This window comes from Brachybacterium sp. SYSU DS0246, assembly GCF_059391765.1.
The window spans coordinates 1-19,052 of sequence record NZ_JBZXYT010000024.1; the positions used below are offsets into that span (position 1 = coordinate 1).

Genomic DNA, 19,052 nt, shown 5'->3' on the forward strand with positions numbered 1-19,052 from the left:
CCTCGCGGGCGTCTTCCTGCTGATCCTGGTCATCGTGCTGGGGGACATCGTCGGGCTGATCCCGATGGCAGCGCTGGTCGCCGTGATGATCATGGTCTCCGTGGCCACCCTGGACTGGCACAGCATCCGCCCCTCCACGCTGCGCATGATGCCCTGGTCCGAGACGGCCGTCATGCTGGTCACCGTCATCGCCACCGTCGCCACCCACAACCTCGCCGTCGGCGTCATCCTGGGCGTCATCGCCGCGATGGTCCTGTTCGCCCGGCGCGTCGCGCACCTGGTGCGCATCGAGAAGGTCTGGGAGACGGACGTGGACGGCGACGGCAGCGTCGATATCCGCCGCTACGCCGTCAAGGGCGAACTTTTCTGGGCCTCGAGCAACGACCTGGTCTACCAGTTCGACTACGCCGGTGATCCCGAGACCGTCATCATCGACCTCACCGACGCCGACATCTGGGACGCCTCCACCGTCGCCACCCTGGACGCCGTGCAGACGAAGTACGCCGCACGGGACAAGGAGGCCCGCATCATCGGCTTGGACGGTGCGAGCCTCCAGCGCCTCGAGAAGCTCTCAGGAAAGCTCGGCGAAGGCCACTGAGCCGGCCGAAGGCCGGGCACGGGCGGACGCGGACGGGCCCCGGGACATCGCGTTTCGGGGCCCGTCGTGGCACGCGGCCAGAGTCAGGCGTCGATCACGACTGCCATCACCGCCGGTTGCCGGCGGTGCGTGCGGCGCAGGTGGGTGCTCATGGCCTCGACGATGAGTTCCTCGAGCGCGCCGACGTCGTGGACCTTCTCCTTCTTGGCACGCTCGAGCGCCTTGGTCACCGCCCGCCGGGCTCCGGTGAACGTCGATTCGTCGTGGACGAATCCCTTCGCGAGGAACTCGATGGGCTCGACCGGCTGATTGGTCTTCGGATCGATCAGCGCCAGAACCGTCACCACGCCGCCGTCTCCCAGTACCCGGCGCTCAGCCAGGGTGTCCTCCGTCGCGGCTCCGATGGTCTGGCCGTCCACGTAGACCAGGCCTGCCGGAACCTTTCCCGAAATGCGCGCTCGCCCGTCGACGAGGTCGACGGCGACGCCGTCGCGGGCGATGACCACTCGGTCCTCCGGGACTCCTGTACGGCGGGCGAGCTCGGCGTTGGCGTGCAGATGCTTCGATTCACCATGCACCGGCATGACGTTGCTGGGTCGCACGATGTTGTAGCAGTAGACGAGTTCCCCGGCGCTGGCGTGGCCGGAGACGTGGACCTTGGCGTTGCCCTTGTGGACGATGTTCGCGCCCAGGTCGGTCAGCTTGTTGATGACGCCGTAGATCGCGTTCTCGTTGCCCGGGATGAGCGAGCTGGCCAGGAGGACCGTGTCCCCTTCGCCGACCCGGATCTGATGGTCCCCGTCAGCCATGCGGGACAGCGCGGCGAGTGGCTCGCCCTGGGACCCGGTGCAGACCAGCGTGATCTTGTGGTCCGGCATCGATCGGATCCTCCGGAAATCCACGAGGAGGCCGTCGGGGATCGTGAGGTAGCCGAGGTCGCGGGCGATCGCCATGTTGCGGACCATGGAGCGACCCACGAACGCGACCTTCCGCCCATTGGCATGGGCGGCATCGACGACCTGCTGGATGCGGTGGACATGGCTGGCGAAGCTGGAGACGATGATCCGTCGAGGCGCCGTGGCGAACACCTGGTCGATGGCCGGCGCGAGATCGCGTTCGGACACGGTGAATCCGGGAACTTCGGCATTCGTGGAATCGACGAGGAAAAGGTCCACGCCCTCCTCACCGAGGCGGGCGAACGCGCGCAGGTCCGTGATCCGGTCATCCAGCGAGAACTGGTCCATCTTGAAATCACCGGTGTGCAGCACGAGTCCGGCACCGGTGCGGATGGCGACAGCCAGTCCGTCCGGGATCGAGTGATTGACTGCGACGAACTCCAGGTCGAAGGGGCCGAAGGATCGGCGATCGCCAGCTTCCACTCGGACGGTCTCCGGCGTCACCCGATGCTCCTCGAGCTTGGCGGTGATGAAGGCCAGGGTGAGCTCGGAGCCCACGATCGGGATGTCGGCCCGCTCCTTGAGCAAGTATGGGACACCGCCGATGTGATCTTCGTGCCCGTGGGTGAGCACGATGGCCTCGATGTCGTCGAGACGATCTCGGATCGAGGTGAAGTCCGGCAGGATCACGTCGACGCCCGGCTGGTGCTCCTCGGGAAACAGGACGCCGCAGTCGACGAGCAACAGCCGTCCCGCGTGCTCGAAGACGGTCATATTGCGACCGACTTCGCCGAGACCACCGAGGGCGGTGATACGCATTCCGCCGCGGGGCAGCGGTGAGGGAGCCGAGAGTCGGCGCGGAGGTGTCGGCATGGGAACTCGCTTCTGTCGGGGGAAAATTGTCGCGTCGTGGAGCGAGCGGCACTGCAAGGGGCAGGCGCGGCATTAATACCATTACGTTACGTCAGAGTTCGGGCATACCGGGACCACGCCGTGCTTCTTGGGCTTCTTGGCTGGCGCCCTCCACGGACAATGCCCGCCCTCCCCGTCGAGGGGCGAGCGGGCACTGGTGCCGGGCTGCTCCGCAGCAAGCCGCATAGCCCCGTGCGCGGGGCGGAGGATCACCGGATCAGGGCACGATCCAGCCGGCGGCCCGGAACAGCTCGTACCACTCGGCGCGGGTCAGCGGGATCTCCGAACCCGCCGCCGAATCCTGCACGCGCTGCGGAGTCGTCGTACCCAGGACCACCTGCATCTGCGCCGGGTGCCGGGTGATCCACGCGGTCGCGATGGCCTCGGGGGCGACGTCGTACTTCGCGGCCAGGCGGTCGACGACGGCGTTGAGCTCGGGGTGCTTCTCGCTGCCCAGGAACACGCCGTCGAAGAATCCGGCCTGGAACGGCGACCAGGCCTGGATGGTGATGTCGTGCAGGCGGCAGTAGTCCAGGATGCCGCCGCCGTCGCGCACCAGCGCCTGGTCGGTGCCTTGCATGTTCGCCGCCACGCCCTGGGCGACGAACGTGGAGTGGGTGATCGACAGCTGCAGCTGGTTCGCCACGATCGGCTGGTTCAGGTGCTTGCCCAGCAGATCGATCTGGCGCGGCGTGTGGTTCGAGACGCCGAAATTGCGCACCTTGCCGGACCGGTGCAGCTCGTCGAACGCGCGGGCGACCTCCTCGGGCTCGACCAGTGCGTCGGGACGGTGCAGCAGCAGGATGTCGATGTAGTCGGTCTTCAGCGCCTTCAGCGATCCCTCGACCGATTCGATCAGGTGGTCGTAGGAGTAGTCGAAGTAGGGGCCGTCGGGCACGATCCCGGCCTTGGTCTGGATGGTGACCTGCTCGCGCTCGGAGGCGCTCAGCGCCATCGCCTCGGCGAAGCGCGCCTCGCACGTGTGCTTGGCCCCGCCGTAGACGTCGGCGTGATCGAGGAAGTCGATCCCGGCATCGCGCGCGGTGCGGACCAGGGTCCTGATCTCGTCGTCGGACTTCTCCGCGATCCGCATCAGTCCCAGCACCACGTTGGGTGCGGCGATGTCGGTGTGCGGCATGGTGAACTGCTTCATGGATGAGCCTCCGGGCGCAGGGGAACGGATCGGCCGCACCGCTCGGCGGCGCCGCCGAGGTCGAGCCTATGCCCGTCGGCGCACGGGGCGCATGGCGGTCCGCCGTCGGCCCCGTACGCTGGGGATCCGGGTCAGGGAGCGTTTTCCGAGGGGCGGGACGGCGATGCGACCGGCACGGGCCCCGGCATAGGCTGTATACAGTGAGCACCCCCTTCCCCTCCTCCCACGTTCCACCGACCACGACACGACGGGAGAAGGCAGGTGCCCGGCTCACCCTGACCCTCGCCTCGCTGGTGATGATCGGCCCGTTCTCGATCGACACCGTCTTCCCGGCCTTCACTCGGATCGGGGAGGAGTTCGGCAGCGACGACGTCGCCCTCCAGCAGCTGGTTTCGGCCTACCTGGCGGCCTTCGCCGTGATGTCCGTCTTCCACGGACCGCTCTCGGACGCCCTGGGCCGCAAGAAGGTCATCGTCGGCGGTCTGGTGATCTACATCCTCGGCATGTTCGGGTGCATCCTCGCGCCCAACATCGGCAGCCTGGTGCTGCTGCGGGTGCTGCAGGGCATGAGCGCCGGCGCTGCCACCGTCGTCTCCCGCGTGATCATCCGCGACATGTTCTCCGGCTCCGAGGCGCAGCGGCTGATGTCCCGGGTGATGATGATCTTCTCCGTCGCCCCCGCCCTGGCGCCCATCTTCGCCGGCTGGCTGCTGCTGCTGGGCGACTGGCGCTGGGTGTTCGCCGGCGTCGGCATCTACGCCCTGGTCGTGCTGGTCCTGGCGCTGCAGCTGCCCGAGACCCTGCCGCCGGAGGCGCGCACCAAGCTGCGAGTGGGCGCCCTGCTGGGGTCCCTGGCCCACGTCGGCCGCTCGCCGGTGATGCTGCGGATCGCCGCGGCCTCCGCGTTCGGCTTCGCCTCCCAGTTCGTGTTCATCGCCGCCGCCTCGATCTTCATGGTGGACCTGCTGGGCCTGGGCGAGCAGGACTTCTGGGTGCTGTTCGTCCCGCTCATCGTCGGCATGGTCTCCGGTGCCTGGGTGGTGGGCCGGGTCGCCGACCTCATGGAGCGCAGCCGGCTGATCACGTTCGGCTACCTCGGCACGTTCCTCACCGCGGGCGTGAACCTGCTGCTGGTGTCCCTGGCCCCGGAGTACACCGGCGGGCTGACCTGGTCGCTGCTGCTGGCCGTGGTCGGGCCGATGCTGATCGCCTTCACCGTCGCCCTGATCTTCGCCCCCATCCAGCTCGAGGTGCTCGACCTGTTCCCGCACCAGCGCGGATCCGCGGCCTCCCTGGGCACCTTCTTCGCCCTCGTCCTCAATGCGCTGCTGGCCGGGCTGATCGCGCCGCTCGTCGCCACCAGCCTCGTCTCCCTGGCTCTGGCCTCGCTCGGGTTCTCCGTGCTCGGCGGGGCGTTCTGGGCGTGGCATCTGCGGGCGGTGCGCACCCCAACGGGGGTGTGAGCGGCCGCGCACCCGGGTAGAGTCACAAGCGCACGTCAGGCACCGATCGGCCTGTCGCTCCGGCAGGCCGTCGGTCAGGCGCCGCTCCCTGAGTTCGACGACGACGGAGGACCCCGTGAACACCATGCCCAGCGATGCCCCCTCGGACGATCACACCGCCAACGGCCCCGACCGGAACCTCGCCCTCGAACTGGTCCGCGTGACCGAGGCCGCCGCCATCGCCGGGGGCCGCTGGGTCGGCGCCGGCGACAAGAACCGGGCCGACGGCGCCGCCGTCGACGCCATGCGCTCCTTCATGGACACCGTCCGCATGAACGGCACCGTCGTCATCGGCGAGGGCGAGAAGGACGAGGCCCCGATGCTGTTCAACGGCGAGAAGGTCGGCGACGGGAACGGGCCGGACGTCGACGTCGCGGTCGACCCCATCGACGGCACCCGCCTGACGGCGATGGCGTACAACAACGCCCTGTCGGTGTTCGCCGTCGCCGAGAAGGGGAGCATGTACGACCCCTCGGCGGTGTTCTACATGGAGAAGATGGTCGTCGGTCCCGCAGCGGCCGAGTTCGTCGATCTGCGCCTGCCCATCCGGCAGAACATCAACCTCGTGGCCAAGGCGCTCGGCAAGCCCGTCAGTCAGGTCAACGTCTGCGTCCTGGAGAGGCCCCGCCACGAGGCCCTCGTCCGCGAGATCCGCGAGGCCGGGGCGCGCGTCAAGTTCATCATGGACGGCGACGTCGCCGGGGCCATCGCCGCCGCCCGCGGCGCCGGGGTGGACATGCTGCTGGGCACCGGCGGCACCCCCGAGGGCATCATCGCCGCCTGCGCGGTCAAGGCCACCGGCGGCATCCTGCAGGCCCGCCTCGCCCCGAAGGACGACGCCGAACGCCAGCAGGCGCTCGGCGCCGGCCACGACCTCGACCGCGTGCTGACCACGGACGATCTGGTCACCTCCGACAACTGCTACTTCGCCGCCACCGGCATCACCGACGGCGACCTGCTCAGCGGCGTGAAGTACCAGGCCGATCGCATCACCACCGAGTCCATCGTCATGCGGTCCACCTCGGGCACCGTGCGGATCGTCGAGGCCGAGCACCGTGCCGAGAAGTGGGCCCGCTGGATCGCCGTGTGAGGGAGAGCGCGCCGGTCCGGGGCTGTGAGTCGCACTGCAGTGGGGACCGGGGCGAGCTCAGGCGGCTCTAACCTGAACCCATGCCCTCCTCAGACGAAGCCCTCGCCCCGGCTCCGGACCGGGCCCCGGCGACGGACGGCGCCCCGGCGACGGGCCGCGCCCCGGTCGCGGAACAGGCCACTGACCAGCAGGTCCATGTCGCCGTCGACCTGATCGTGCTGACCCTGCGCGGGGGCCGCCTCAACGTGCTGCTGGTGCGGCGCGAGGACGAGCCCTTCCGTGACGCGTGGGCGCTGCCCGGTGGCTTCGTGCGGCTGGACGAGGACCTCGAGGACGCCGCCTACCGGGTGCTGGCCGACGAGGCCTCGCTCGGGGACTTCACCGTTCACCTCGAGCAGGTGCGCACCTTCGGGGCCCCGGACCGCGACCCCCGCGGCCGAGTGGTCTCGGTGGCCTTCATGGCCCTGGGCGCGGACCTTCCCGATCCCCAGCGCGGTGAAGAGGTCGCCGACGCCCGCTGGTGGTCCGTCGACGATCTCGCGGCGATCGACCTGGCCTTCGACCACGACGTCGTCCTGGACAGCGCCGTCGAGCGGGCGCGCGCGAAGCTCGAGTACACGACGCTCGCGGTCACCTTCCTGCCGCCGGAGTTCACGATCTCCCAGCTGCGCGGGGTCTACGAGAGCGTCTGGGGCACGAAGCTGGACGCCGGCAACTTCCATCGCAAGGCCACCCGCACCGAGGGCTTCCTGGTCGAGCTGGACCGCCATGCCGCACCGACGGGCGGGCGCCCCGCGCGGCTGTACTCCGCCGGTCCCGGCACCGCACTGATCCCGCCGCTGCTGCGCTCGGGGCAGTAGGCGGCTCCCGGCAGCTGACCGCGCTTCGTGGCAGGATCGCTGTGTGACCACCACCGATGCCGCCCCCGCTCACCCTGATCCCGCCAAGGCCGCGATCGCCGCGTCCTACCGCGACCGACGGGACGACGTCCACGCCCTCGCCCGCGCGATCCACGCCGACCCGGAGATCGCCTTCGACGAGCAGCGAGCACACGACCGCTGTGCGGACCTCCTCGAGGACGTGGGCTTCGCCGTCGAGCGCGGGATCGCGGAGCTGCCCACCGCGTTCCGCGCCACCTACGGCAGCGGATCCCTGGTCGCGTCCCTCTGCGTCGAGTACGACGCCCTGCCCGAGATCGGCCACGGCTGCGGTCACAACCTCATCGCCGGCTCCTCGCTCGGCGCCGCCCTCGCCCTCGTCGGCATGGTCGATCGCCTGGACGTGACGCTGCAGGTCATCGGTACGCCGGCGGAAGAGCACGGCGGCGGCAAGCAGCTGCTGATCGAGCGCGGCGTGTTCGAGGGAGTGCATCTGTCGCTGATGTCCCACCCCACCGCGCACACCGGGACCTATGACGTGCTGGGCTCGACCAGCCAGGCCGTCGGCCGCTGGCGCGCGACCTACACCGGTCGCGGCGCCCACGCCGCCGCCGACCCCACCGACGGCGTCAACGCGAACGATGCCGCGGTGATCGCGCAGGTCGCGGCAGGCCTGCTGCGCCAGCGGGTCAAGGACGGCCAGCGCCTGGCCCTGGTGCCGCAGCAGTCCGGGGTCACCAACATCATCCCCGAGACCGCGGTGATCGACCTCGAGTGCCGGGCGCTGACGATGCCGGAGTTCGAGCAGCTGCGCGAGAGTCTGTTCGCCTGCCTCGAGGCCGGAGCCGTGGGCACCGGCTGCGCCCTGGAGATCGCCGCCTCCGAGCCCGTCTACGAGCCGCTGCTGCAGGACGACGTGCTGGGGACCGCGTGGAACGAGGCCATGGAGGTGCTGGGGCGCCCGCTGGAGGGCTCGCTCGGGGTCATGGCCGCCTCCACCGACATGGGCAACGTGTCCCAGCGCGTGCCGGGCCTGCACCCGTTCGTCGGGATCACCGGAGCCGGAGGTGCCCTGCACACGCGCGAATTCGCCACCCATGTCGCCAGCGAGCAGGGATACCGGCTGATGGACGATGCGGCCGTGGCGATGGCCTGGGTGATCCACGACGTCGCCGCCGACCCCGAGCGCCGCGCCGCCATCCTCGCCCGTGCGGCCGAGCTCGCCGGCGCCCACAACGACGGCTGAGGCGATCCGGGCCGGGTCCGGTCCGTCCCCGATCGAGGAGCAGCGGGATCAGGTCGCGAGATCGACGGGCAGGACGCGGCGCAAGATGTCGGAGAGGGTGACGACTCCGACGAACCGCTCGCCGTCGTCCATGACCGCGATCAGCTGTTCACGGCCATCGCGCGCCCGTGCGAGCGCGTCGTAGACCGGCGTGGAGGCGGCCAGGGTGAAGGCCGGGCGGGCCAGATCCCGGGCGGGACGGCCGGCGGATTCCAGGAGCACGTCGCGCAGGTGGACGACGTGCGGGGCGCCGCGCGGGTCCTCCACCAGGATGCGCATGTGATGCGAGCGGGCCGCGGCGGAGCGGACGTCGGCGACCGTGGCGTCAGCGGGAACGGTCGTCGGCCGTTCGCGTCCCTCGACGAGGTCGGCGAGCCGGAGTTCGGCCAGTTCCAGGGCACCGGACAGCTGGGGATGGAACACGGGGTCGAGAGTGCCGCTCGAGGAGGAGTGCTCGACGAGCTGGCGGATGGTGGCCGCGTCCTGGCCGCCGACGGCGGCCCGCTCCGCCGGCGTGACCCCGCTCGCGGCGACCAGCTTGTTGGCCACGGCATTGACGAAGACCAGCAGCGGTCGGACCACTGCCACGAACAGGCGCGAGGGCACGCCGATCAGCTTCGCCGAGAACTCCGGATGGGCGATCGCCCAGGACTTCGGTGCCATCTCGCCGACGACGAGGTGCAGGAAAGTCACCAGCAGGAGCGAGAAGGCGAAGGCGGAGACGTCGGCGAGGGAAGCGGGCACACCCCACCCGGTGAGCACAGGTCCGACCCACGCGTCGACCGCAGGCTTGGTCACGGCACCGAGGGCGAAGGTGCAGGCAGTGATGCCGAGCTGTGCACCGGCGAGCATCATGGTCAGCTCGTTGATGCCGCGGAGGGCGGCCCGTGCCGAGCGACTCGTCGGCGCCTCCGTCTCGAGGCGGTGCCTGCGTGCCCCCAGGAGCGAGAACTCGATGATCACGAAGAACGCACTGAGCACGATCAGGGCCACGGTGACCGCCGTGACCACGAGGGGATTCGTCATCGCTGCTCCTCCTCGTCCGTCGTGGCCGATGACCGGTCACCGCGGCTGTCCGGTTCCCCGCCCTCGGAGCCTCCATCAGCACTCTCGGATGCTTCGACGACTCCCTCGGATGTCGCGTCGGCTCGCTCTGCCGCGTCGTCCGTCTCGGTCAGCCGCAGGTGCAGCTCGCTGGGGACGTGTCGGGCCACCTCCCGCACCACGATCTCCAGGGCCCGTCGCGGAGGTTCGTCGAGGATGAGTTCGCGGGGATCGGGCGGGAGCTCGACACGCACGATCTGCCCCGGTTCGGGAAGCTGTTCGTGCGTCGCGATCACCAGGCCCGCGAGTGTCTCGTAGTCACCTTCGGGCAGCTGCGCGCCGATGGCGCGTGCGACCTCGTCCACGTGGACGTCACCGTCCATCGTCCACGCCGTCTCCGACTCCGACTCGATGGACGGAGGAGGCTCCTCGTCGTGCTCGTCGCCGATCTCCCCGATGAGTTCCTCGGCGAGATCCTCCAGGGTGAGGATGCCGGCGAATCCGCCGTACTCGTCGATGATGCATGCCAGCTGACGACCCGACTCCGTCATCGCGTCGAGGGCTTCGGGCAGAGGGGCCAGAGTGGGCAGCACGAGGGGATCACGCATCACGCCCGAGACCGGGGCATCCCCGAGGTCATCGCGCTCGAGCAGGTCCCCGAGCTGGACGACTCCGACGGGTTCCTCGTCCTCGGAGAGCACCGGGTACCGGGTGTGACCGCCGGCCATGCGCCCGTACAGCTCGGCGACCGTGGTCTCCGGAGTCACGGTGCCGGCGCGGGAGCGGGGGATCATGGCGTGCTCGACCGTGCGATCGGGGAACTCGAGGACCCGGTCGATGAGCATCGACAGCTCTTCGGGGAGATCTCCGCTCTCACGGGAGTCGGCGACGATCCGGTCGAGGTCAGCCGCGGTGGCGGTCGTGTCCACGTCGTGGACCGGCTCTATGCGCAGCAGGCGCAGCAAGGCGTTCGCCGCGTGATCGAAGACCGTGATCAACCATCCGAAGGCGGCGAGATAGATGCGAGTCGAGCGCGCCAGGGCACGGGCCAGGGGCTCCGGCGCGGCGATGGCCAGGTTCTTCGGATAGAGCTCACCGAAGACCATCTGCACGACGGTGGCCACGGCCAGGGCGCTGACTGTGCCCACCGAGATGCTCACCGCCGAGGGGACGCCGACGCCGCCCAGCATCATGCCGAGCGAGCGGCCAACCAGCGGTTCGGCGACGTACCCGACCATCAGGCCGGTCACGGTGATCCCGAGCTGGGCTCCCGAGAGCATGAACGAGGTACGGCGCGTCACCGCGAGAGCTGCTGCGGCCGCCTTGTCGCCTTCCTCCGCGCGCGCTCGCAACCGCGCCCGATCCACAGACATGTAGGCGAATTCCTGGGCGACGAAGTAGCCGTTGGCCGCGATGATCGCCGCCATCGCGAGGATCCCCAGCAGGAGCAGGACGAGGGCCTCGATCATCGCCTCGGCCCCCAGGGGCCGAGGCCGGCGGGGTCGCCGGCCCTCAGGAGGTCATCGGATGTGGTCGAGGTGCAACAGTCGCCCGGGTCATCAGGAGACCCGGGGCGGCTCGAAGGTCGGCCCATGGCGGTGATTCTCACGCTCCTGGTGTGTGGTGACAGGAGCGTACAAGATCGGCGGCCGGCGTCATACAGCAATGGTCCAGAGTCCTCGGCGACGTCGCGGCGCGGCCGACCGGCGTCGGCTGGGCAGATCGAGGGCACTGCCGACGAAGGGGCCGTATCTTTGACGATCTCGGTGTCCTGTCTCCGACGGTGACACACTGAGCACCGTCATGCCGCCATCCCCGGCGGACCGCGACCCGACGTCTCCCAGGACCACCACCATGCCTTCGCAGTCTCCTTTCCTCGCGCCCGGCGCGCCCGCACACCGCTCGGAGGTGACCTTCGCATGAGGACTGTCCCGACTCCCGACCATTCCGCCGAGGATCAGATGCAGGGATTCGCGGCCGACGATGCGACCGGTGACCGCGGCCCCGCGGAGAACGGCGGCACCGCGGAGAACGTGGAACCGGCGGCGAACGTGGAATCAGCGGAGAACAACTCCGGTGAGCCGGCGCGGCGCACGCCGTCGCTGCCGTGGTCGGAGGAGGAACAGGCCGACGTCTGGTCCGGGAGCGCCTCGGACGGGGTCGGCCAGGACGACGCGGTGGAACACGGCGACGCACAGGATGGCGACTCGCCGGTCGGCGACGCGCAGGATGGCGCGCAGGCGACCCGCGAGCGCGTGGCTTCACCCGGCGTTCATCCGGTCGCGGCGCCCATCGCCCGTCGCGGCGTGCGCGTGCGTCGGCCCCCGCGGGCGAGCCACAACCCGCAGCCCTTCCGCCACCTCGTGCCGGGCGCGGGCGTCTCGGCGCCCGCGGAAGACGGACCTGTGCCGGGCGGAGACCTGACCCACGGGGTCGGCGAGCGTACCGAGGAGGTCCCGGCCGGAGCCGACGAGACGGGCTTCGCCTCGGCCTCGCCGGGGGAGGACGCCTGGGTCCAGGGTCCGGTCGAGGGCATCGAGGAACCGCAGTCAGAAGTCCTCGGAGCCGCGGAGGACGTCGACGATCCGACCGAGCACGACCCGGCCGAGCCGATCGAGGATGATCTGGCCGAGGATGCGCCGATCGAGCACGACCCGGCCGAGCCCGAGCCGATCGAGGATGAGCTGGCCGAGCCCGAGCCGATCGAGCACGACCCGGCCGAGGCCTTCGACATAGATCCCGGCACCGGCAGGCGGTGGACCGTCGTCGACGAGAGCGCCGGATCGGAACAGTCCCCGGACGCCGCAGACCCGGGGAGCACGCCGGCAACCGTCCCACCCCGCACACGCCCCGCGGACGCCGACGCCCGCGGCAAGGCGTATCCCGTGCCCGGCACGCTGGGGTCGCCCGGCGGTGAGCCGATCACGACACCGACTGCGGAGCCGGCTGCCCAGGCGAGCGAGGAGAAGGGTCCGACCCCGCTGCAGCGCACGCTCGACCTGCTCAGCCCGCATCTGCGGGCGCATCGCCCCGGCTACATCACCGGCTCGATCGCCCTCCTGCTCAGCGTGTGGCTGCTGGTCGCCCTGCCGTTCCCGCTGAAGTACGCGGTCGATGCCGCGATCGCCACGACCGGCGCGGAGATCCCCGCCATCCGCGGCGTCGGGGGCGATCCCGCCGGCGCCCTGACGACCAGTGTCATCGTCCTCGCCGTGCTCCTGACCCTGCAGGTCCTCACCCGCTTCATCGGCATCGCGGCTCTGGGCCGCGTCGGCACACGGATGGCCACCGACCTGCGCAGCCGTCTGCTCAGTCACCTCCACCGGCTCACGCCCGAGCCCGGCACCTCCGGGGAGAGGAAGGCCGGCGCCGCACCGGCCGCAACCGCCTCATCCAGCGGCTCGGAGGCCGACGGAGAATCAGCCGTCGCGCTCATCGAGGACGTCGCCCGTCTGCGCGACCTGTTCTCCCACTCCGGGCCCCGTGTCGCCGCCGGCGTGCTGACCCTCGCCACCCTCGTCATCGTCACGGTGATCATCGAGCCGCTCGCCGCCCTCGTGCTCCTGGTCACCGGGGTGCTCTACGCGGTGCCCGCCGTGTTCGTGCTGCGCCGGGCCGGCGCCGCCGATCGCCGGGCCGCCACCGAGGAGCGCATGCTCGCCGACACCGCCGAGGAACTGGTCTCGGCCACCGGCACCATCCAGTCCTACGGGCTGGAGACCCGCTCCGAGCGCGGCCTGACCGAAGCCGGCAACCGGGCCGGTCGCGCCGTGACCGCGGCCCGTCGCTCCCAGTCGCTGCTGCAGCTGCTCGCCCAGATCGTCGCCGGGATCGGCATGCTGGGCACGCTGCTCCTGGCAGGGGCCCGGGTCGCCGCAGGCTCCATGTCTCCCGGAGATCTCGTCCTCGTCCTCGCCTACGTGGCGATCACGATCCTGGTGCTGCGCGAGCTGCTCCCGCACACCGGTGTTCTCCGCGACGCGACCAGCGCGGGCGAGAACCTCTCCGCACTCCTGGAGCGCCGCGCCGGCATCGCCGAACCCCAGCGCACCCAGCCCGTCGGCCGTGTCCGGGGCGAGATCGTGTTCTCCGCGCTCGATGCGAAGGACGCAGAGGGCGGCCACCTGTTCGACACGGTCTCGCTGGTGGTGCCCGCCGGCCAGCACATAGCCCTGCTCGACGAGACCGGCCACGAGTCCTCGGCCCTGATCGCCTACCTCCAGCGCTTCGACCAGCCCGACACCGGGCGAGTCCTGCTGGACCGCTTCGACACCCGCACCGTCGCGCTCGCCGACCTGCGACGGCAGATCGCCGTCGTCCAGCGCGAACCGGTGCTGTTCACCGACACCGTGCGCGAGAACATCCGCATCGGCCGGCCCGACGCCACCGACGCCGACGTGCTCGAGGCCGCGCGGAAGGCCGGCGTCGACGAGTTCGTCGCGCAGCTGCCCGACGGGCTGGACACCGTGCTGTACCGGCGCGGGAACGTCCTCACCGACGGTCAGCGCCGACGGGTCGCGATCGCCCGGGCGCTGGTGCGCGACGCCCCGGTCGTCGTGCTCGATGCCGCCGACGCGGACCTCTCCGGCCCCGAGCGCAGACCCGTGCTGCGGGCCCTGGCCACGCTCATCGAAGGCCGCACCGCGCTCGTCCGCAGCCGCGATCCCGAGACCATCGCGGAGATGGACCGCGTGCTGTGGCTGGAGGCCGGAGACATCCGCGAGGACGGGGCACCGTCGGCTCTGGCCACCGATCCCGGCACCCGCCTGGCGACCTGGCTCAGCCGTCAGGACGACTCCGTGCGGTGACCGCAGCGCGGTGAGCGGCGACGAACCGTCGCAGGGCTCTCGACTGCGCTCAACCGGGCGGCAACCTCCCGGTCATCTCGGCGCGCCACACTGAGCGGACTGTCCGAGCCCTGGCGGGTTCGTCGGCCGAACCGGTGACCTCCGGGGCAGCGCGAGAAAGCTGGTCCACGATGAAGATCTCCGTCATCGGTGTGGGGTACCTCGGGGCCGTCCACGCCGCCAGCATGGCCGAGCTCGGCCACGACGTGATCGGCCTGGACGTCGACGCCCGCCGCATCGACCTGCTCTCGGCCGGCGAGGCCCCGTTCCACGAACCGGGTTTCACCGAGATCCTCCGCCGCGGCCTCGATGCCGGGCGGCTGCGCTTCACCACCGACTACGCCGAACTGGCCGATGCGGAGGTCCACTTCCTGAGCTTGGGCACACCGCAGCGGGCCGACGGATTCGGCGCGGACCTCACCGCGCTGCACGCCGCCGCCGGCTCCCTCGCCGAGGTGCTCCCGGCCCGGGCCGGCCGGCCGACGCTGGTGGTCGGCAAATCCACCGTGCCGGCCGGCACCGCCCGCGGTCTCGCCGACCGTCTCGAACGGCTCGAGGGCGTACGGGTGATGTGGAACCCGGAGTTCCTCCGCGAGGGCTTCGCCGTCAAGGACACCCTGGATCCCGACCGCCTCGTCTACGGCGTGCGTGACCCCGACGGTGCTGACACCGAGATCGCCATGCTCGACGAGGTCTACGCCGGCATCCTCGAGCGCGACGTGGAGCGCCTGGTCATGGGCTTCGAGACCGCCGAGCTGGTCAAGGTCTCCGCCAACGCGTTCCTGGCCACGAAGATCTCCTTCATCAACGCGATCGCCGAATTGTGCGAGGCCACCGGCGCCGACGTCACCGACATCTCCCGCGCCCTGGGCATGGACGACCGCATCGGCAGCAAGTTCCTGCGCGCCGGCGTCGGCTTCGGCGGCGGCTGCCTGCCCAAGGACATCCGCGCCTTCATCGCCAGCGCCGAGGACCTCGGAGCCGGCCAGGCGCTCGGCTTCCTGCGCGAGGTCGACGCCGTCAACCAGCGCCGGCGGGTGCGCGTGGTCGAGCTGGCCCGCGAGATGCTCGGCCCGGTGCGCGGCCGCCGCATCACCGTTCTCGGCGCCGCCTTCAAGCCCGACAGCGACGACGTGCGCGACTCCCCGGCGCTCGAGGTGGCCTCCCGCCTCATGTCCGCTGGTGCTCACGTCACCGTCACCGACCCCGAGGCGCTGGCCAACGCCGCGCGCCGCTTCGAGGGCATGACCACCGTGGCCGACACCACCGAGGCGCTGCGAGGTGCGGAACTGGTGCTGCTGCTGACCGAGTGGCGCGAGTACCGGGAGCTCGACCCCGTCGCCACCGCGCAGCTGGTCGCGGCCCCGCGGATCGTCGATGGCCGGGGCGTGCTGAGCCCGCGTGACTGGCGTGAGGCGGGCTGGGAGTTCCGCGCCCTGGGCCGCCCCGACGCCCCGGCCGCGGACACGGCCTCCGCGCCGGAGCTCGCCTTGTCCTGACGCGCGGGCGCCGCCACCGCGCCGCCCGCTCCCTCCCGCGTCCAAGATTGGCCAGTGCCGTCGCACAATCACCCGAAAATGCGACGTCACTGGCCAAAGTTCGGCGCCCGACCGCGGGCACGGGTGCTGCCGGGCGCGGGGCCGTGGTGCTCACCCCTCGGGGAGGGCGCCCGGCTGCTCGTGCTGGAGCCGCAGGGCCCGGCGCCGGGCGAGGACCGCGCCGGCCAGACCCATGGCCACGCCGAACAGCAGCCAGCCGCCCAGCCACGTGAGGTCCTCGGCGGGATCGACCCAGCCGCCGCCGATGGCGCCGCGGAACGCGTCCACGGCGTGGGTCATGGGCAGGTAGGGGTGGATGACCTGGAAGAACTCCGGCAGGGTGCCGGTGGGATAGGTGCCGCCCGCCCCGGAGATCTGCAGCGCCACCAGCACCAGGGCCACGAACTTCCCGACCGGCCCGAACATCGCCCCGAAGCCGTGGTTCAACGCCACGAACACCAGGCTGGTCAGCGCCGAGAGGCCGAACATCAGCGGCAGATCGTGCATCTGGATGCCCACGCCCCAGCGCAGCGCCCCGACGGCGATCGCGGACTGGATCAGCCCCAGCAGGAAGGCTGGGACCAGGCCACCGGCCAGCAGCTGCAGCGGCCCCACCCCGCGTGAGGCGGCGACAGCGGAGAACGGCGGCATCATCAGGAAGATCGCCATCCCGCCGACCCACAGGCTGATCGCCAGGAACAGCGGAGCCAGGCCCTCGCCGAAACGGGAGAGCTCATGGGCGCGATCGAAGCGCATCTGGACCGGGTCCGAGGCGGTTCGGGCGAGGTCCTCGGACTCGTCCTCGCTGTAGGAGGGCACCTCGTCCTCGGAATCCCCGAGTCCGTCTCGCAGCTCGGCGGATCCGTCGGCGAGCTGCCCGGCCCCGTCGTCGAGCTGGGTGGCGCCGTCGGCCAGTTCGTCGGCGCCGTCGTCGACCTGGCGGGCACCGTCTGCGAGCTGACCGGCGCCGTCCTCGAGGTCGCCCGACCCGTCGGCGAGCTGTTCGGCACCGTTGCGCGCGTCCGTGGCTCCGTCGGCCAGCTGATCCGCGCCGGTGACGAGATCCCCGGAGCCGTCGGCGAGCTGTTCGGCGCCGGTGCGGGCGGTGCCGACGCCGTCGGTGTACTGCTCCACACCGTCGGCCAGCTCATCGGCGCCGCTGGAGGCCGTCCCGGTGGCCTCGGCCAGCTGCTCGGCCCCGGAGGAGACGTCCTGGGCGCCGTTGTTCAGCCGCTGTACGTCATCGGCGCCCTGCTGGAGGGTGTCGTAGGCCGCGGGGAGCGCTTCGGCTGCGGTGCGCGCCTGCTCGGAGAGGTCATCGGCGAGGTCACCGGCATCCTGTCCCTGCTCCGGATCGCTCACGGCGTCGGCGGCCTCGGTGGCGTCGGTGCGCAGGGTCGAGAGGTCGGTGCTGAGGGTGCTGGTGCTGTCGGCCAGGGGGCCGGTGTCCTCGGTGAGGGCCGAAGTGTCCTCGGCGAGGGTCGTGGTGGTGGCTGAGAGCTCGTCGAGGTAGGTGGTGATCCGGTCGGAGGCGCCGGTCATGCCCTCGGCCGTCTCGGCCACGCCGGTGGACTGCTCAGCGGCCGTGCCGGCGGCGTCGTCCGCGGCGGTCGCGTCCTCGCTGGCCCGGCCGGCGTCCTGACGGGTCTGCTCGGAGGTGTCGGAGACGGCCGAGAGCTCCTCGCAGAACGAGGCGTCGGCGCCGGATTCCTCGCAGCGCTGGGCGAGGTCGTCCACGGACTGCGTGTACTCCTGGACGCTGTCCGAGGAGATGGCGGCGCTGTCGGCCGCGGCAGATGTGGCCGTCTGGGTGTCGGTGACCGCAGTGTCGAGCTCGGAGACGTCGCCGGCGATGCTCGAGGCGCCGTCCTGCAGCGTGCGGGCGTCGTCAGCGCGGTCCTCCGTGTCCGTGGCGAGCCCCTGCGCGGTCTCATCGAGGCGTCCCGTGGCGTCATCTACGTTGCTCGCGCTCTCGGAGATCGTGCCGGCGTCGGTGGCGGGCCGGTCGAGATCCTCGCCGATGCCGCTGACGGCGCCGGCGGCCGTCTCCAGGTCATCGACGGCCGTGACCAGGTCATTGCTGGTGCGCTGCACGCTCTCAGGCGTCACGCCGAGCTCCTCGGCGCGCTGCTGGGCGGCGGTGATCGTGTCGCTGAGCTCCTGCGTGCCGCCGGCGACCTGCCCGGCCCCATCGGAGAGGTCCGAGGCGCCGCTGGCGAGCTGGTCGGTGCCCTCGGCGAGGTCCTCGGCCCCGGTGCGCAGGGGAGCGCCCTGCTGATCGAGCGTGGTCAGGCCGCTGCTGAGGTCCTCGGCGCCCTCATGCAGCGTGGCGGTTCCGTCGCGCAGCTGAACCGCGCCGGCCGAGAGCTGATCCAGCCCCACCACCAGGTCGAGGCTGCCCTCGTGCAGGCTGGAGGCGCCGGTGGCCAGTTCGTCGGTCCCGCCGACCAGCTCGCCGGTGCCGTCGGTGAGCTCCGTGCTGCCGGAGACCAGGTCGCCGGTGCCGTCATGGAGCTCGGAGGAGCCGTCGGCGAGCTCGCCGGCCCCGTCGGCCGCATCGACGATCCCGCCATGGATGGTGGTGAAGCCGACGTAGATGTTGTCGAGGTAGTCCTCCAGCACGCTGGCGCGCAGCGAGTCGGTCAGGGCCGTGCCGACGGACTTCGAGAAGTTCCCGCCGACGTAGTTGATGGTGTCGTTGGTGGTCACCGTCAGCAGTGCCGGCGACGCCTGCTCCGCGTCCCCGCCGAGCGAGGCGACGTTCGCGGAGAAGTCCTTCGGGATCTCGACGGTGGCGCCGTAGGTGCCGTCCTCCAGGCCGCGCTGCGCCTCGGCGGCGGAGACCTCCACGAAATCGAAGACGTTCTCCTCGTCCATGTCCACCAGGGTGTCGGTGAACTCGCGGCCGACGTCGACCTGCGTCTCCTCGCCGCTGGGAGAGGTCGCGGTGGCCCCTTCGTCCTCGTCGACCGCGGCAGCGGTGATCTGGTCGAGGTTGTTGCTGGGGTCGTGGAAGGACCACGTCATGTTCCCGGAGTAGATCACCGGGACCAGGGCGAGGCCGACGACGAACAGCGCCGCGATCGGCTTCTTCCACTCAGCCGGCAGCAGCGCGGCCGCGCCGCTGCCCGCGGCGGAGAGGCTGCGACCGACGGAGCCTGCGGCGGAGCGGACGGCGGCGAGGAGGGCATGGGCCACCGCGGAGAGGGCGGCCAGGAGAGCGCGGAGTATTCCCATCACGAACAGCACGATACATTCGTGTATCGAGCGTGTTACCGATCAGTAGTAAAGTGTGGTGAGAGGAACGGC

The 19,052-nt window shown here is 71.0% G+C and carries 12 protein-coding genes; 7 read left to right on the forward strand and 5 right to left on the reverse strand.

The window, feature by feature from the left end; genetic code table 11:
• Window positions 1-598, forward strand: a 598-nt coding sequence (locus tag AC5020_RS12330) for an STAS domain-containing protein (protein WP_464988516.1), incomplete at its 5' end; no start/stop codon positions are given.
• Between the two features lie 83 nt (window positions 599-681).
• On the opposite strand, the gene AC5020_RS12335 is transcribed toward AC5020_RS12330, so the two are convergent.
• Complete coding sequence (locus AC5020_RS12335) at window positions 682-2,367, reverse strand: ribonuclease J (protein ID WP_464988517.1); 1,686 nt, start codon at window positions 2,365-2,367, stop codon at window positions 682-684.
• Window positions 2,368-2,623: 256 nt separating this feature from the next.
• On the reverse strand, window positions 2,624-3,559 hold the full coding sequence (locus AC5020_RS12340) for an aldo/keto reductase (RefSeq protein WP_464988518.1): 936 nt from the start codon (window positions 3,557-3,559) through the stop codon (window positions 2,624-2,626).
• A gap of 200 nt (window positions 3,560-3,759) precedes the next feature.
• On the opposite strand from AC5020_RS12340, the gene AC5020_RS12345 reads away from it, so the two are divergent.
• From AC5020_RS12345 to AC5020_RS12360, 4 genes are all read left to right on the forward strand, one after another.
• Window positions 3,760-5,022: a multidrug effflux MFS transporter gene (locus AC5020_RS12345; protein ID WP_464988519.1), complete on the forward strand. Its 1,263-nt coding sequence runs from the start codon at window positions 3,760-3,762 to the stop codon at window positions 5,020-5,022.
• Window positions 5,023-5,146: 124 nt separating this feature from the next.
• On the forward strand, window positions 5,147-6,151 hold the full coding sequence (gene glpX / locus AC5020_RS12350; RefSeq protein WP_464988555.1) for a class II fructose-bisphosphatase: 1,005 nt from the start codon (window positions 5,147-5,149) through the stop codon (window positions 6,149-6,151).
• 80 nt (window positions 6,152-6,231) lie between these two features.
• Window positions 6,232-7,011, forward strand: a complete 780-nt coding sequence (locus AC5020_RS12355) for an NUDIX hydrolase (RefSeq protein ID WP_464988520.1) — start codon at window positions 6,232-6,234, stop codon at window positions 7,009-7,011.
• Between the two features lie 43 nt (window positions 7,012-7,054).
• On the forward strand, window positions 7,055-8,275 hold the full coding sequence (locus tag AC5020_RS12360; RefSeq protein ID WP_464988521.1) for a M20 family metallopeptidase: 1,221 nt from the start codon (window positions 7,055-7,057) through the stop codon (window positions 8,273-8,275).
• A 48-nt stretch (window positions 8,276-8,323) separates the two neighbouring features.
• Here the strand turns inward: AC5020_RS12360 and AC5020_RS12365 are convergent, their stop codons facing one another.
• On the reverse strand, window positions 8,324-9,340 hold the full coding sequence (locus tag AC5020_RS12365; RefSeq protein ID WP_464988522.1) for a CNNM domain-containing protein: 1,017 nt from the start codon (window positions 9,338-9,340) through the stop codon (window positions 8,324-8,326).
• Window positions 9,337-10,827, reverse strand: coding sequence for a hemolysin family protein (locus AC5020_RS12370; protein WP_464988523.1), 1,491 nt, complete (start codon window positions 10,825-10,827; stop codon window positions 9,337-9,339). The genes AC5020_RS12365 and AC5020_RS12370 overlap by 4 nt, the downstream gene beginning before the upstream one ends.
• Window positions 10,828-11,277: 450 nt before the next feature.
• On the opposite strand from AC5020_RS12370, the gene AC5020_RS12375 reads away from it, so the two are divergent.
• Together AC5020_RS12375 and AC5020_RS12380 are read left to right on the forward strand one after the other, a co-directional pair.
• Window positions 11,278-14,166: an ABC transporter transmembrane domain-containing protein gene (locus tag AC5020_RS12375; RefSeq protein WP_464988524.1), complete on the forward strand. Its 2,889-nt coding sequence runs from the start codon at window positions 11,278-11,280 to the stop codon at window positions 14,164-14,166.
• A 170-nt stretch (window positions 14,167-14,336) separates the two neighbouring features.
• A complete protein-coding gene (locus tag AC5020_RS12380) occupies window positions 14,337-15,704 on the forward strand; it encodes a UDP-glucose dehydrogenase family protein (protein WP_464988525.1) in 1,368 nt (455 codons plus the stop codon).
• A gap of 150 nt (window positions 15,705-15,854) precedes the next feature.
• Here the strand turns inward: AC5020_RS12380 and AC5020_RS12385 are convergent, their stop codons facing one another.
• On the reverse strand, window positions 15,855-18,980 hold the full coding sequence (locus AC5020_RS12385) for a YhgE/Pip family protein (protein WP_464988556.1): 3,126 nt from the start codon (window positions 18,978-18,980) through the stop codon (window positions 15,855-15,857).
• Window positions 18,981-19,052: the final 72 nt, after the last annotated feature.

Bases quoted from the DNA above. Each gene is read 5' to 3' on its own strand.
- AC5020_RS12335 (WP_464988517.1), bottom strand. From the start codon at position 2,367: ATGCCGACACCTCCGCGCCGACTCTCGGCTCCCTCACCGCTGCCCCGC.
- AC5020_RS12340 (WP_464988518.1), bottom strand. From the start codon at position 3,559: ATGAAGCAGTTCACCATGCCGCACACCGACATCGCCGCACCCAACGTG.
- glpX (WP_464988555.1), top strand. From the start codon at position 5,147: ATGCCCAGCGATGCCCCCTCGGACGATCACACCGCCAACGGCCCCGAC.
- AC5020_RS12355 (WP_464988520.1), top strand. From the start codon at position 6,232: ATGCCCTCCTCAGACGAAGCCCTCGCCCCGGCTCCGGACCGGGCCCCG.
- AC5020_RS12365 (WP_464988522.1), bottom strand. From the start codon at position 9,340: ATGACGAATCCCCTCGTGGTCACGGCGGTCACCGTGGCCCTGATCGTG.
- AC5020_RS12370 (WP_464988523.1), bottom strand. From the start codon at position 10,827: ATGATCGAGGCCCTCGTCCTGCTCCTGCTGGGGATCCTCGCGATGGCG.
- AC5020_RS12375 (WP_464988524.1), top strand. From the start codon at position 11,278: ATGAGGACTGTCCCGACTCCCGACCATTCCGCCGAGGATCAGATGCAG.
- AC5020_RS12380 (WP_464988525.1), top strand. From the start codon at position 14,337: ATGAAGATCTCCGTCATCGGTGTGGGGTACCTCGGGGCCGTCCACGCC.
- AC5020_RS12385 (WP_464988556.1), bottom strand. From the start codon at position 18,980: ATGGGAATACTCCGCGCTCTCCTGGCCGCCCTCTCCGCGGTGGCCCAT.